Annotated in this window: 13 protein-coding genes; 9 read left to right on the plus strand and 4 right to left on the minus strand. The window is 56.9% G+C overall.

The genetic code is table 11. The features are described from left to right. The first annotated feature begins 2 nt into the window (after positions 1-2). Genes GOW09_RS01710 through GOW09_RS01735 form a run of 6 tightly spaced genes read left to right on the plus strand, consistent with a single transcriptional unit; the run spans position 3 to position 7,022 of the window. Positions 3-1,100, plus strand: a complete 1,098-nt coding sequence (locus tag GOW09_RS01710; protein WP_171115167.1) for an ABC transporter ATP-binding protein — start codon at positions 3-5, stop codon at positions 1,098-1,100. Beyond that, complete coding sequence (locus tag GOW09_RS01715; RefSeq protein ID WP_171115168.1) at positions 1,093-2,085, plus strand: ABC transporter ATP-binding protein; 993 nt, start codon at positions 1,093-1,095, stop codon at positions 2,083-2,085. The genes GOW09_RS01710 and GOW09_RS01715 overlap by 8 nt, the downstream gene beginning before the upstream one ends. An 11-nt stretch (positions 2,086-2,096) precedes the next feature. Beyond that, complete coding sequence (locus GOW09_RS01720; protein WP_171115170.1) at positions 2,097-3,719, plus strand: dihydroxyacetone kinase subunit DhaK; 1,623 nt, start codon at positions 2,097-2,099, stop codon at positions 3,717-3,719. 37 nt (positions 3,720-3,756) lie between these two features. Continuing rightward, positions 3,757-4,785, plus strand: coding sequence for a LacI family DNA-binding transcriptional regulator (locus GOW09_RS01725; protein ID WP_371808009.1), 1,029 nt, complete (start codon positions 3,757-3,759; stop codon positions 4,783-4,785). 27 nt (positions 4,786-4,812) lie between these two features. Continuing rightward, positions 4,813-5,868 carry a sugar phosphate isomerase/epimerase gene (locus GOW09_RS01730; RefSeq protein ID WP_171115175.1) on the plus strand — a complete coding sequence of 352 codons (1,056 nt, stop codon included), beginning with the start codon at positions 4,813-4,815 and terminating at the stop codon, positions 5,866-5,868. Continuing rightward, positions 5,868-7,022 carry a Gfo/Idh/MocA family protein gene (locus tag GOW09_RS01735; RefSeq protein ID WP_171115177.1) on the plus strand — a complete coding sequence of 385 codons (1,155 nt, stop codon included), beginning with the start codon at positions 5,868-5,870 and terminating at the stop codon, positions 7,020-7,022. Before GOW09_RS01730 ends, GOW09_RS01735 begins: the two co-directional genes overlap by 1 nt. Before the next feature lie 112 nt (positions 7,023-7,134). Here the strand turns inward: GOW09_RS01735 and GOW09_RS01740 are convergent, their stop codons facing one another. The 4 genes from GOW09_RS01740 to GOW09_RS01755 are packed head-to-tail and all read right to left on the minus strand — an operon-like array spanning position 7,135 to position 10,127. Further along, positions 7,135-7,701, minus strand: coding sequence for a TetR/AcrR family transcriptional regulator (locus GOW09_RS01740; protein WP_171115179.1), 567 nt, complete (start codon positions 7,699-7,701; stop codon positions 7,135-7,137). After that, the gene (locus GOW09_RS01745) at positions 7,692-8,768 is read right to left on the minus strand and encodes an NAD(P)/FAD-dependent oxidoreductase (protein WP_171115180.1); all 1,077 of its coding nucleotides are present in this window, start codon (positions 8,766-8,768) and stop codon (positions 7,692-7,694) included. The genes GOW09_RS01740 and GOW09_RS01745 overlap by 10 nt, the downstream gene beginning before the upstream one ends. 3 nt (positions 8,769-8,771) lie before the next feature. Further along, positions 8,772-9,455, minus strand: a complete 684-nt coding sequence (locus GOW09_RS01750; RefSeq protein ID WP_171115182.1) for an SDR family NAD(P)-dependent oxidoreductase — start codon at positions 9,453-9,455, stop codon at positions 8,772-8,774. A gap of 3 nt (positions 9,456-9,458) precedes the next feature. Further along, entirely contained in the window at positions 9,459-10,127 is a 669-nt protein-coding gene (locus GOW09_RS01755; protein ID WP_171115184.1) for a cupin domain-containing protein, read from the minus strand. A 602-nt stretch (positions 10,128-10,729) separates the two neighbouring features. Here GOW09_RS01755 and GOW09_RS01760 point away from each other — a divergent pair. The 3 genes from GOW09_RS01760 to GOW09_RS01770 all read left to right on the plus strand — a co-directional run bounded on the left by GOW09_RS01760 (position 10,730) and on the right by GOW09_RS01770 (position 14,378). Continuing rightward, a complete protein-coding gene (locus tag GOW09_RS01760; protein WP_152458505.1) occupies positions 10,730-11,680 on the plus strand; it encodes a glycine betaine ABC transporter substrate-binding protein in 951 nt (316 codons plus the stop codon). A 78-nt stretch (positions 11,681-11,758) separates the two neighbouring features. Continuing rightward, positions 11,759-12,796: a glycine betaine/L-proline ABC transporter ATP-binding protein gene (locus GOW09_RS01765; RefSeq protein WP_171115187.1), complete on the plus strand. Its 1,038-nt coding sequence runs from the start codon at positions 11,759-11,761 to the stop codon at positions 12,794-12,796. After that, complete coding sequence (locus tag GOW09_RS01770) at positions 12,789-14,378, plus strand: proline/glycine betaine ABC transporter permease (RefSeq protein ID WP_171115188.1); 1,590 nt, start codon at positions 12,789-12,791, stop codon at positions 14,376-14,378. Before GOW09_RS01765 ends, GOW09_RS01770 begins: the two co-directional genes overlap by 8 nt. Positions 14,379-14,422 lie beyond the last annotated feature (44 nt).

The raw sequence follows: 14,422 nt of genomic DNA on the forward strand, positions 1-14,422 counted from the left end.
AAATGGCCCAAATCATAGTCAAAAACGTAAAGAAGATGTTCGGCGATTTCACTGCTGTGCGCGAAAGCTCTTTTACAATTGAGGACGGTGAGTTTTTCATGCTGCTTGGGCCGTCGGGATGTGGAAAGACGACAACGCTCAGGATGATTGCGGGGCTGGAACTTCCGACTTCCGGCGAAATCTATCTGGATGGTGAGGAAATCAGCCAAAAACCGCCTTCAGAACGTGACATAGCGTTCGTTTTCCAGATGTTCGCGCTGTATCCGCACATGAATGTTCGCAAGAACATCAGCTATCCACTGATTTCACAAGGCATGTCACGCGCAGCCGTCAAAGCCAAAGTCGAAGAAGTTGCCGGAATTCTGGGGATAACTGACATTCTGGAAAGCCCGGTGGGGGGGCTTTCGGGTGGCGACAGGCAGCGCGTTGCACTTGGGCGGGCGATCGTTCGCGAGCCCAAGGCGTTCATGATGGACGAACCTCTTGGCGCTTTGGATGCCGAATTTCGCGAGCATATGGCCGAAGAGTTGCGCGCGCTTCACGATCGAATGGGAGCGACAACGGTTTACGTCACACACGATCAGCTAGAAGCCATGCAGATGGGCGACAAGATTGTTGTCATGAATAACGCAGTGATCGAACAATTCGGAACGCCGCAAGAAATCTACGACAAACCTGCGACCATGTTTGTGGCGGATTTCATAGGATCTCCGTCAATGAACTTCTTGCCGTTTCAGGGAAAAGTGGCACCCGGCTCTGAAAGGGTCAGGCTGAACGGCCATGACGAAGCGGTCCCGAAGCTGATGGAGGGGGCGGAAGGGGAACTGGTCTTCGGTGTCCGGCCGGAACATGTTTTTTTGTCCGACGACAGTGACTATCGGGCCAAAGTTCTGACAGCTGAATACTTGGGGACAACCCAGATCGTGACATTGCAAAGCCCGAACGGTGAGTTGAAGGCCCGCATCGGCGCAGGTGAAAAGGTTGCGCCGGGTGAAACCGTGGGATTGGATTTCCGTTCGACAACGGTGACTCTTTTTGAGCGCTCCACGGGCCGGGCGCTGAAATCCGCCCTGAACGAAGAGGTGCTGAGCAATGGCTGAAGTCATTTTGCAGAACATCTCGAAGTCATTCGGAACTGTTCAAGCCGTCGATGGTATCTCGATGACAATTCCCGATGGTGCCTTCGTCGTGCTTTTGGGTCCGACAGGTGCGGGAAAAACGACAACGCTTCGATTGATTTCCGGACTCGAGAAGATGGATTCGGGATCGGTACGCATCGCCGGCCGAGATGTTGGCCTGGAAACGCCTGCCCAACGCGATGTGGCGATGGTTTTTCAGCAATATTCGCTGTACCCGCATATGACGGTACGCGAGAATCTGTCGTTTCCACTGCGTTCGCCGATCCTGAAAACTCCTGAGGATCAGATCACGCAGAAGGTGAACGAAGTCGCGGAAATCCTGCAAATCCCGCACAAGCTGGACAACAAGGCCACGGAATTGTCCGGCGGAGAGATGCAACGTGTTTCGATTGGTCGCGCATTGGTGCGGGATCCCCAAATTTTCTTGATGGACGAGCCGCTCAGTTCACTGGATGCCAAGCTGAGAGCGGATCTGCGCGTTGAGCTCAAGAGAATTCAGGCCGACCTTGGGTCTACGCTTTTGTATGTGACTCATGATCAGGTTGAGGCCATGACAATGGCAACACATATCGGAGTTCTGGAAGAGGGCAGGCTGGTTCAGTACGGCACGCCAAGGGACATCTATGAAAACCCGTGCAGTGTTTATGTTGCCAGTCGATTGGGTCTGCCGCGGATAAATATCCTTCCGTCGGAGTTGTTCGGAGGAGATCACAAGGGCCCGCAGATTGGTCTTCGCCCGGAAAACATCATTGAAGGCGAAGGCAGTGACGCGCGCGTGATACGTGCCGAACACCTGGGTGACCAAACCCGACTTCATCTGGACTTGAATGGCCATCCGGTCGTGACGCTGATCGATGTCCATCAAGATTACCCCGCAGGTAAGACTATCAAAATTAGCCCACGAAACCCGTTGTATTTTGACGCGTCCGGCGCGCGCGTGAATTAAGGAGCAAAAGCATGGCCCAGTTCCTCAACACAAAAGAAACCCTCGTGACCGAGGCGATAGATGGTCTTCTTGCATCCTCAGGTGGGGCACTGACCAGATTGGATGGGTACCCTCATATCAAGGTTGTCTACAGATCGGATTGGGACAAATCGAAAGTCGCCCTGGTTTCGGGCGGAGGTTCCGGCCACGAACCTGCCCATGCCGGGTTTGTGGGCGCGGGAATGTTAACTGCGGCCGTATGCGGAGAGGTTTTCGCTTCCCCATCGGTAGAAGCTGTCCTGGCGGGCATTCTGGCCGTGACCGGTGAGGCGGGGTGTTTGCTGATCGTCAAGAATTATACTGGCGACCGGCTGAATTTTGGACTGGCGGCCGAGCGCGCCCGCGCATTGGGGCGCAAGGTGGAAATGGTGGTGGTCGATGATGACATCGCCCTTCCTGACCTGCCGCAACCGCGTGGCGTGGCAGGGACCTTGTTCGTGCACAAGATTGCCGGAGCATTGGCAGAACGTGGGGCTGATCTGGAAACCGTAACCAAGGCCGCTAAGAACGTAGTCGAGAAAGTAGTCAGTATCGGGATGAGTTTGGACACCTGCACCGTTCCGGGTTCCCCGAAAGAAGACAGGATTGCCCCTGGCAAAGCAGAGCTCGGGCTGGGTATTCACGGCGAGCCGGGTGTTGAGCAGGTGGAGTTCGCAAATGCCGTGACCGCAATGTCCACCGTCGTGGAAAAGTTGCAGCAGCGAGTGGGGGCGGGTGACTGCGTGGCGCTGGTAAACAACTTGGGGTCTACAACACCGCTTGAGATGTCTGTTTTGACGCACGCCTTGTCCGAAACCGGTATCGCGGGACATATTATCGGTCCGGCACCGCTGATGACTTCGCTGGACATGCATGGATTTTCTGTTTCGATTCTGCCGGTTGATCCGAGTGACTTGTTGGCGCTGGAAGAACCGGTCGAGTTGGTGGCATGGCCAGGGGTCAAAACGATAAAGCCGGTTCGAATTGCCCCTTTGCCTGATGGTTTAACCCCGATTGACCCCATCCCGTCGAACAATCCGGCGACCAAGGAAACAATAAATCGCTTGGCAGAACTGCTGATCCAAGCCGAGAAAGACCTGAACGAATTGGACGCGAAATCCGGAGATGGAGATACAGGCAGTACCTTGGCGACAGCAGCCAGATCTTTGCAGGGAAGCCTGGATCGAATGCCTCTTGCGGATCTGACGCAATTGTTTCCCGCGCTGGGCAATGAGCTGAGCCAGACCATGGGGGGATCTTCCGGTGTGATCCTGGCGATCTTTTTCAATGCCGCCGGAGATGCCTGTGCCAGTGGCGCTTCCATATCAAAGTCTTTGGTCGAAGGTCTGAACCGGGTCAGCCAGGTAGGTGGGGCCAAAGTTGGCGACAGGACAATGATTGATGCTCTGGCACCTGCGCTTGAGGCGCTGCCTTCAGGGCTGGTGCAAGCCGCGCAAGCCGCGCGCGAAGGTGCTGACAAAACCGCAAATATTCACCGTGCCAAGGCAGGCCGCGCAGCCTATGTTCCCGAAGAAAACCTGATCGGACATAATGACCCGGGTGCAGAAGCTGTTGCATTGTTGTTCGAAGGCTTGGCACGGGAGATTGAGGGCTGAAAGACACGTGGAAGACCAAAAGCAAAAACTAGAATTGGTGAAAAAGCCAACCGTAAACGACATCGCGCGCGTTGCGGGTGTCAGTCTGGCGACTGTTGACCGGGTCTTGAACAGGCGTCCCGGTGTGCGGGCGGTGACCGTGCAGAAAGTACAAAAGGCGATTGATGAGCTTGGGTATGTGCGCGACACCGCTGCCGCCAACCTCGCGCGGAACCGTGTCTATAATTTCGTCTTTATTCTGCCGGATGCCGGCAATGAATTTGTCGAGGCGATATGCGATCAGATAGCTGAACAATCGCGCGATCAGTTCATCGAAAGAACACGGGTCACGATAAAAAAGGTCGCTCCGTTCGAGCCTCAGGACATAGTTAACATTCTGGATGGGGTCGACCGCCTGAATGTCGACGGAGTGGCCGTATTCGGGCCGGAAACGCCTTCGGTCCGCGACGCTGTGAAGAGGGTCAGGGATAAAGGCATTCCAGTGGTTGCATTGGTGTCGGACTTGCCAAGCTCGGACAGAGATCATTTTGTCGGGATCGATAACGTTTCGGCCGGGCGAACCGCAGCTCAGTTGATGGGGCGCTTTGTGCATCGTCCGGGTAAGGTTTTGGTTCTGACGGGCTCACGTTTGGCACGTGATCATCTGGAGCGGCGCCAGGGATTTGATCTTGTTGTCGCTGAAGAGTTCCCTCATCTGGAAGTCGTGGCGTCTGTCGAGGGCAGAGATGACCCGGATCTGATCTACAAGATGATGCCTGGGATATTTGAGACCTACCCTGACCTGGTCGGAATATACTCTTCCGCCGCGGGCAATGCGGGTTTGGTTCAATTTCTGTCAGAGAGCAGGATCAGCAAGGATCTGGTCATTATCGCGCATGAACTCACGCCGCTTAGTCGTGATGCGCTTCGCCGTGGCACCTTTGACGCGCTGATCTCGCAGGACTCCGGGCATCTGGTGCGGTCCGCCGTGCGTCTGTTGCGTGCAACATCGGACAAAGTCCCTTTCAACAAATCACAGGAACGCATCCGCATCGACATCTATCTGAAGGAAAACTTGCCGCCATAGAGGCATTGGTTTCGGGGAGGAAACTGAATGAAGACGATCAAAGGGCCTGCATTATTTCTTGCACAATTTGCCGGTGACGAAGCGCCGTTCAATTCATGGGACGCCATAACCAAATGGGCGGCGGATTGCGGATACAGGGGCGTTCAAGTGCCCAGTTGGGACGGGCGGTTGTTCGACCTTGAAACGGCCGCGACAAGCAAAGACTATTGCGATGACTTCAAGGGCAAAGCCCAAGAGAACGGCGTTGAAGTCACAGAATTATCGACGCACCTGCAAGGCCAACTTGTCGCTGTTCACCCGGCCTATAATACGGCGTTTGATGGTTTTGCGGCCGAAAGCGTCAGGGGAGATCCCAAAGCCCGGCAGGAATGGGCCGTTGATCAGGTCAAGAAAGCGCTTTCAGCCTCTCGGAATTTGGGAATCTCGGCTCATGCAACATTCTCTGGCGCGCTGGCCTGGCCTTACGTGTATCCCTGGCCTCAACGTCCTGCTGGTCTGATTGAAACCGCATTTGATGAGCTCGCCCGTCGTTGGGTGCCGATTTTGGACCACGCCGAAGACTGTGGCGTTGATGTTTGCTATGAAATCCACCCCGGCGAGGATCTTCATGACGGGGTGACATACGAAATGTTCCTTGAACGAACAGGCAACCATGCGCGGGCGTGCATGCTGTACGACCCGTCGCATTATGTCCTGCAATGCCTCGATTACCTTGACAATATCGACATCTACAAAGACCGCATCCGGATGTTTCACGTAAAGGATGCCGAGTTCAATCCGACCGGAAAGCAAGGTGTCTATTCCGGCTATCAAAGCTGGGTCGATCGGGCAGGGCGGTTCAGGTCACTCGGTGATGGGCAGGTGGATTTCGGGGCTGTCTTTTCCAAGATGGCGGCAAACGACTTTGATGGCTGGGCCGTGGTCGAATGGGAATGCTGCCTGAAACATCCCGAGGATGGCGCGCGTGAAGGTGCGCAGTTCGTTTCCGATCACATTATTCGCGTGACCGAGAAGGCCTTTGACGACTTTGCCGACGGCGGCACCGACGAAGCGGCCAATCGGAAAATGCTGGGGATAGGCTGATGGTAACAGGACGCAACGAAGAAAGAACGGGGCGCATTCGCCTTGGTATGGTCGGCGGCGGAAACGATGCTTTCATCGGCGGTGTCCACCGCATAGCCGCGCGACTGGATGACAAGTTCGAGCTGGTTGCAGGCGCGTTGTCCTCGACGCCCGAAAAATCCCGGGAAAGCGGCGAGGCGCTGGGCCTCGAGCGGGTTTACGATGACTTCAAGCAAATGGCGATGCGAGAAGCGCGTTTGAAATCCGGGATCGAAGCGGTTTCGATCGTCACGCCAAATCACGTTCACTATGCTGCCGCGCGTGAGTTTCTGAAACGCGGCATTCACGTGATTTGCGATAAGCCGCTTACGTCGACCCTTGGTGATGCGAAGAAACTGGTCAAAACCGCTGAAAACTCAAACGCGCTGTTCATCCTTACCCACAACTACACGGGCTATCCAATGGTTCGGCAAGCGCGTGAGATGGTTGCCAACGGGGATATCGGCAAGATCCGCGTGGTTCAGGTTGAGTATCCGCAAGACTGGCTGACAGAGCCGCAGGATTTCAAGCAGGCCGAGTGGAGGACTGATCCGGAACGCTCCGGTGCCGGAGGATCAACCGGTGATATTGGAACTCATGCGTATAATATTGCCTGCTTTGTAACCGGATTAAGGGCAGAAAGCCTTGCGGCGGATTTGCAGGCTTTTGTGCCGGGGCGTCAGGTCGACGATAACGCGCATGTGTTGCTGAGGTTCCAAGGCGGAGCCCGCGGCATGCTGTGGTCTTCGCAGGTTGCGCCCGGTAACGAAAACGCTCTGCGATTGCGTGTGTACGGCGAAAAGGGCGGCATCGAGTGGGCTCAGGAAGACCCGAACTATCTTTGGTTTACTCCTTACGGAGAGCCAAAGCGTCTGATCACCCGAAATGGGGCTGCGGCAGGGGATGCGGCCAATCGGCTCAGCAGAGTGCCCCCGGGACACCCCGAAGGTTACCTGGAAGGGTTCGCCAATATCTATGGCGAAGCAGCCGAAGCCATACTGGCGTTCAGAAACGGAAGTTCACCTGACGCATCCGTTGTCTATCCAACGGTCCGGGATGGGCTTGAAGGCGTCAGGTTTGTGGCCGCATGCGTGCAAAGCTCTGCCAGAAATTCGGCCTGGGTAAAGCTGGAGTGAGGCTTTCTGCTTTGCGGGTTGAATTGCCGGCCTTGTTTGAAAAACCGGGTTGAGGCGGGCAGGCGCCTCAACAATCGACGCGGCCATTTTGTATAAGCTAACTTAGGCCGTGTCACAAACAACGTGCTGCTAGCACTTCCACGGCGTCATCAAAGGTTTGGGCGCTATTCTCGGCCCGCGCCGTCAGATGAGCGCCTTCCAGCAAGGCCAATGCCGCGCGTGCTTCTGCTTTCGGATCTTCAACGCCAGTGATCGAATGATCGGTTTTGCCAAGCGCAAAGACATTCTCGATCCACCGGGTCATCATGCGCCGGAACTCGCGGATTTTGTCGGTGACCTCATTCGACAAGCTTTCCCGGCTGATGATCAGCGACACACATAAGCACAGGGTTTTTCCGTCGTTCAAAGCCGCGCGATACAGCGCGATCAGCGCACGCATACGCCCGCCCGCCGTGTCACAAGTTTCCTCGATCTCGTCGCAGCGTCCCGTAGACTCGGTATGGTAGCGTATCATTAAAGCGGCTGACAGCGCGGCTTTGGTCGGGAAGTGATAGTGGATCGATGCCTTGCGGATGCCCACATCATTGGCGAGGTCGGCATAGCTGAAGCCGTCGAAGCCTTTGCTGCGTACGGCAAATTCGGCAGAATTCAGCAAAGCGGTTTTTGTATCTATTTCCATACCACGTTCATCCTATTTGCGCTCAACAATGCCGCGGTGTTTTCTGCTGCTTCCAATGCACCTTCCAGATATCCCCCAAATTGCGCGGCTGTTTCGGTGCCACTGAAAATGATCCGGTCTTCCCAGATCCGCCTCATGGCCTTCGGCATGCCGTATTGCGGATGGGCATATACGGGCTGAAGGTCCAGGTTGGTCGCTGTGAAGCGGTCAAACGCCCAGTCTTTCAGCAAAAGCGCGCTGGGGCTGATCGCCTTGCGCCCGAACAATCGCCCCAGCTGAGCCAGAACCTGCTGCCGCACATCCCCTTCATCCCGGCGCGCTTGCGCAGGGATGCCGATGAAACCGAACAGCGCGAAGGGACCACCGCTGGCAGGCGACGCGTCGTGGATTTCCGCCATGGGACCGTGCCGGCTCATAGCATCCCCTGACAGTCCGTCTTCGCGCCAGAACGGAGTGTCATAGACCGCAACCGCTTTGGCCTGCCCGGCCATCCAGGTCGCGATGTGCCGCATGGCTGACAACGTGCCATCGGGCAGGGCGGGCTCATAGATCAACTCGGCCGCGATGCGTGGGGGCACGGCAAGTACCACACGGTTTGCCAAAATATGCTGCCCAGATTGCGTGGTGACCCGAACCCCACCTTCGGTGCAGGCCAAGACGGTGATCTGCGTGGACAGGTGAATTGTCCCATCCGGCAACCGTGCCGACAGCGCATCTGTCAAAGCAGAGAGCCCCCCGACCAGACGATAAGACCCTTCCATGGATGAAAGCCCGCGGCCCCGCTCAACACGGCCCTGTTCATCTTCGAAACTCAGCGCGCCGGAACTGAATTGGTCAAACTGGTGCAGGCCCAGCCGGTCTGTCAGCGCTGCGATACGTGGCTGGCCGGGCCAGAACCAAGCCGGACCCATGTCCAGATGGGCGTTCCCCTGAACCTCGGTCAGAATGCGTCCGCCCAGACGGCTGCGCGCCTCAACAACCAGAACTTCCTGACCCTGATCCACAAGCTGTGTCGCCAGGCTGAGCCCTGAAAGCCCACCGCCGATGATGAGCGTATCGGTGCGCATGGATCAGAACCCCTCAGTTGAAGGACGCAGGTCCAGCTCTTGGGTCCAAGTCGACCTGGGTTGTTGCGCCAGTTGCCAATATACCTCGGCAATATCTTCGGGCTTCATCATTTTGGCTGGGTCCAGACTGTGCCGGTCGCGTGACCGGGCCGTGTCGATTATGCCGTCCAGAGTGACATGCGTGATATGCACGCCTACCGGTTGAAACTCTCGTGCAAGCGATTGTGTCAGCCCGCGCAGGGCAAACTTGGCCGAAGCAAATGCTGAAAACTGTGCACCACCGCGCAGAGAGGCGGTTGCACCCGACACGATCAAGGTTCCGCCACCGCCACGGACCATCGGCTGCATCACCGATTGCGCCAGCACGATCAGCGTTTGCACCATCGACGTCCAGCTGCGCTGGTAATCGTTCAGCGTTGTTTTCAGGAAGGGTGAGATCACCAGTTCTGCGGTGTTGTGCACCACGATCTTGGGCGGCCCGTAAGTGGCAATCAAATCGGCTATGACCGGTGCCGTTTCGCCGGGGTCGGACAGATCGACCTGATGAAAGGAACCGATTGGGTTGTCGGGTTGGGTTCGGCCCAGACCCACGGTCACCATGCCTTCGGCCTGGAAACGCGACACCAACGCCTGGCCAAGCCCAGCCCCCGCTCCGGCGACAAGCGCCAAGGTTTTTTGTTCAGCCATCGGTTACACCGCCGGCGGTTGGGCGTAAGGCAGGTGGCCTGTCTTCATCCAGATTTTGGCCCCGTCCGCCCCAGCAACGGCCGTCAGGCTATGGCCTTCAGGCAGGCGCAGCCAATCGTTTTTGACCAGTTCGTCCCCGCCTTCGGTGACCGACCCGTCGATGATCAGAACCTCGATCCCGCCAGGGGCGTCCGAGCGCAGCGTCGCGCCCGCGTCCAGATGGGAGTAGGTCACTATCTCGCGCGCATCCTCATGCAGGACTGCGGTGGCGATGCCGTTCGCGGGCGCGCGCAGCTCATCCACCATGTTTTTGCGAAACTGGGTTCGGTCGTTCATGTCGAACTGCCAGAGCTTGACGAAGATCGTGCATCCCGGTTCCGACCCCGGTGTGTGTTGCGAGGTTGGCGGATTGCGCACATAGGTCCCCACCGGATAGTCGCCGTGTTCATCCTGAAATACACCGTCAAGGACAATGAATTCCTCGCCGCCGGTATGGGTGTGGGCAGAGAAATGACTGCCCGGCGCATAACGCACGATAGTGGTGGCCCGTGCGACCTCGCCTCCGATCCGGTCCAACATCCTGCGATCCACACCCTTCATAGGAGAGGCCTGCCATTCCAGCTGGTCTGAGTGAACGACAACGCGGTCAGAGAAGTCCGAATTGATTTCCATGGGGTCAGGTCTCTTCCTTGGTTACGACGCATGATATTATCTACTAGTAGGTAGGTAAGCGCCAGCTGCAAAACTAGAATACTCGACACGTTTCACAGAGTGTTGAACGGTTTCTTGTCAGGGGGCTTGGTCGTACGGTTAGGTGGCGCAACCGCCACGGAGAGGTTTCACGCCTCGTTTTGAGGGCGGGGCGTGCGCGACACGCTATATCAGGTGCAGCAATATCTGCTTGATATCAATTGCTTCCTGCAAAAGGAAAGCTTCAATAGCCGTTTTGAAACTGGCTGTGGTTTTCGCGCGAGGCAATTCAGTGCTCATGAAAACAGCGGGTATCTTCGGTTTCGGAGGTTTCGGAAATACCGCATTGAATTGCAAGAAGCCGAAACAAACTTATGATAATATCGCATTCATGAGGTAGAAAGACGTAACCCTTGATGGGCAATGCATCCGCATGCTTCACTTTCGGGGCTATGTCAGCATTTGGTTTTGCTGGCCCCAAAAAACCGAAAGGCACTACCTTTCCACACCAAAAACCTGAGCGCACCGCTGCCCGAGAGGGTGAGAAAAACAAGCGCGGAAGCTACCCAACACGGAGATATCAGATGAAAAAAATTGCAACGCTACTTGGAAGCGCGTCTTTCGCGATTGCCGGGCCGGCCATGGCCGCGGATATCGTGATCGGTGTGCCCAACTGGGCCTCGGTGAACGCCACGGCACATATTCTTGAGGTCGTGATCGAAGAAAACCTCGGCCTGGACGTGGAATTGCAAAACGGCACCAACCCGATTGTCTTCGAGGCGATGGACAGCGGTTCGATGCATGTCCATCCGGAAGTGTGGATGCCCAATCAGCAGAACCTGCACGATACCTATGTCAAGGAAAACGGCACCGTCGTCATGAACCAAAACCCGGTTCAGGCCGAACAGGGCATGTGCGTGCCGACCTATATCGCGGAACAATATGACATCAAATCGATCGATGACCTGAGCGACCCCGACAAGGTTGCGATCTTTGATACTGATGGCAACGGAACACCCGAGGTATGGATCGGTGCGCCGGGTTGGGCGTCGACCGTTGTCGAGAAGATCCGGGCCAAGTCCTATGGCTATGACCAGATCTTCGAGCTGACGGAATACGAAGAAACCATTGCCTATGCCAATCTGGCAAATGCAACCAAAGCGGGCGACCCGTGGATCGGGTTCTGCTACAGCCCCCACTATATCTTCGTGACACAGGATCTGACGGTTCTGGAAGAACCGCCTCATGATCCGGCCACCTGGACAATCGTTCAGCCCACGGATGATCCGGATTGGTTGTCCAAGTCCGAGGCGTCCTCGGCCTGGAACGGAGCAACGCTTCACTTGCACTACGCCAAGGAACTGGAAGAGAGCTATCCCGAAGTGGCCGCCCTGTTCAGCAACTACCAGATGACAGGCGACGATCTGAGCGCGATGGGCAAGGCGCTGGCCGTCGACAACATCGAAGCTGCGGATTTCGCCAAGGAATGGGTGGCTGCGAATGAAGACACCGTCATCGGCTGGCTGACCAACTAAATCACCACTCTTCGGGCCGTCGCGCAAAACCGCGGCGGCCTTTTTCTGTCGGGCAGGGCATCGCCCTGTGGGGGATAAATGGACGAACCTGTCGTAAAATTAGAAAACGTTTGGAAGATCTTCGGCTCGCGTGCGGAAGAGGCAATGGAAGCGGTCAGAAACGAAGGCATAGGCAAGCCGGAGGTTCTGGAGCGGTTCAACTGTGTTGTAGGCGTTCAGGGCGCCACGTTCGAAGTGCCGAGGGGTGAGATTTTCTGTATCATGGGGCTGTCCGGCTCGGGCAAGTCCACATTGGTGCGACATGTGAATCGATTGATCGAACCCACGGCGGGTCGGATCGAGATTCTGGGTCACGATGTTTCGAAACTGTCGGAATCCGAGTTGCGCCGCATTCGCGCCCAGCAAATCGGGATGGTCTTTCAGCACATGGCGCTGATGCCGCATCGTTCCGTGCGCGACAACGTGGCCTATCCGTTGGAGATCCGAAAGGTGTCCAAGTCAAAGCGCTGGGCCGTCTCGGATCACGCGCTGAGCCTGGTGAATCTGACAGGTTACGAGGACCGCCTGCCCAAAGAGCTTTCGGGCGGGATGCAGCAACGCGTGGGGATCGCGCGGGCGCTGGCCTCGGACCCGGAAATCCTGTTGATGGATGAACCGTTCTCTGCCCTTGATCCGCTGATCCGCCTGCAATTGCAGGACCAGTTCAAAGCACTTGTGGCGCAGCTCAAAAAGACCACGCTGTTCATCACCCACGATCTGGACGAAGCCATTCGGATCGGCCACCGGATTGCGATCATGAAAGATGGCGTCATCGTACAGATCGGAACCCCCGAAGACATCGTCATGAACCCGTCCGACGATTACGTACGCGAATTCGTTCAGGGCATCTCAAAGCTCAAACTGGTCAAGGCGCATTCCATCATGGAGCCGGTGGGCAGTTACTCAGGGCCACTTGACGGTGCGCCCCGAGCCGACGAGGGCGCGGATCTGGATCAATTGATCGACCTGGCCGTGAATTCTGATCAGCCGGTCGTCATCACGGATGCGGGTATCGATGTGGGTGTCGTGACCAAGCCGCGCCTGTTGCGCGGTATCCAGGGGGGCAAAAATGACTGATGCTGCAACAGAGATGAAAGTAACGGCCGCCTCTGATATCGAGGTCGATCGCGAGGCCCTGGACCTTTCCATCAAAGAGTTCGCGGGTCCGAACGGTGACTACTATGTCAATGCGTTCCACAAGATTCATGATGCGACCAGCGCGATTCCCAACACGTTCAACAAGTGGGCCGCGGTGCTGGGGCCATTCTGGTCTGCGTCACGCGCCATTTGGGGCATGTTCTGGACCTTTCTGATCCTTGAGATCATCGCGTGGGTCCAGATCGGCAGGGGCGCGTGGGGCAATCCCGGCGCGGATTTCGCCGAGCGCGCTGCGCGTCAGCAGGAACGTGCGGCCGAACTGTTGGCGCGCGCAGCGGATGCCACGGAACAGGCCGATATCGACCGTTTCACCAAACTGGCCGAGAACATACAAAAAGCAGCGGCCACAAGTCTGGAAAGGGCTGCCGCCGCCCAGTCCGAGGCGGCAGGAATCCTGATTACCGGGTTGTTGATGTTGCTGGTGTTCAAGTTGGTTCAAGGGTTCTACGCCGACCGCGTCTACGAGAAACAGTATTCGAACTGGCGTATCGATCCGGAAAGCACTGAAAGTGGGCGTTCGACCCGTAACATCGTCATGGGCGCGATCCTTGTTGCGGCAATCGGACCATTGATTGTGTACAAGTTCACAGTGAACGCATCCCTTCCATTGTTGGACGCGTTCCCGGAACAGCAAGTGTCTGCGATGTTTCTTGGCGAAGGCAACGGCACGCTGTTCTCGAGCCTGGCAAACTGGATGGAGGCCAGGATTGATGCGGCTGCAGCGGCGGGCGGCGACATCTTTGACGGGATCGTGGCGGGCGTGCGATCGGTGCTTGATGCGCTGACGATTGCACTGATTGGGTCGCCCTGGCCGGTGGTCATGCTGGTCATCTGTGTGACGGCCTGGCGTGCGGCGGGACCAAGGGTTGCCATCTTCACCGCGTCTTCCCTGGCCTATATCGCGTTGCTGGGGTATTGGGACGTGGCGATGGAAACGGTTGCTCTGGTCGGTGCGGCGGTGTTGCTGTGCGTCGTCTTCGGCATTCCGCTGGGTATCTGGTTCGGAAAGTCGCAGCGCGCTTATCGCGCGGCGGAACCGGTTCTGGACCTGATGCAGACGCTTCCCGCCTTCGTCTACCTGATCCCGATCATCGCCTTCTTCGGCACCGGCAACCCGCCGGGGATTCTGGCCACCATCATCTTTGGCATGCCGCCGGTGATCCGCCTGACGGCACTGGGAATGCGGGGGGTGCCTGAAAGCATCAAAGAAGCTGCCGTCGCCTTTGGCGCGTCGAAATGGCAACTGTTGAAGGATGTTGAAATCCCGCTGGCGCTGCCATCGATCATGACCGGTGTGAACCAGACGATCCTGATGTGCCTGTCCATGGTCGTGATCATCTCACTGATCGGCGGGGGCGGTTTGGGCAAGGAAATCCTCGAGGCGCTGCAATACGCGGCCAAGGGGCCGGGCCTGCTGGGGGGCTTTGCGATCCTGTTCCTTGCCATGGTCATGGACCGGATCGTGCAGGGCGCGTTCCGACGAGAAGACGAAAAACTCTGAACGCAAACGCCCCCGGTTCTGATCGGGGGCGCTTTTCTTTGATC

The sequence above is a fragment of the Ruegeria sp. HKCCA5463 genome (assembly GCF_013034175.1).
Taxonomy (GTDB): domain Bacteria; phylum Pseudomonadota; class Alphaproteobacteria; order Rhodobacterales; family Rhodobacteraceae; genus Ruegeria.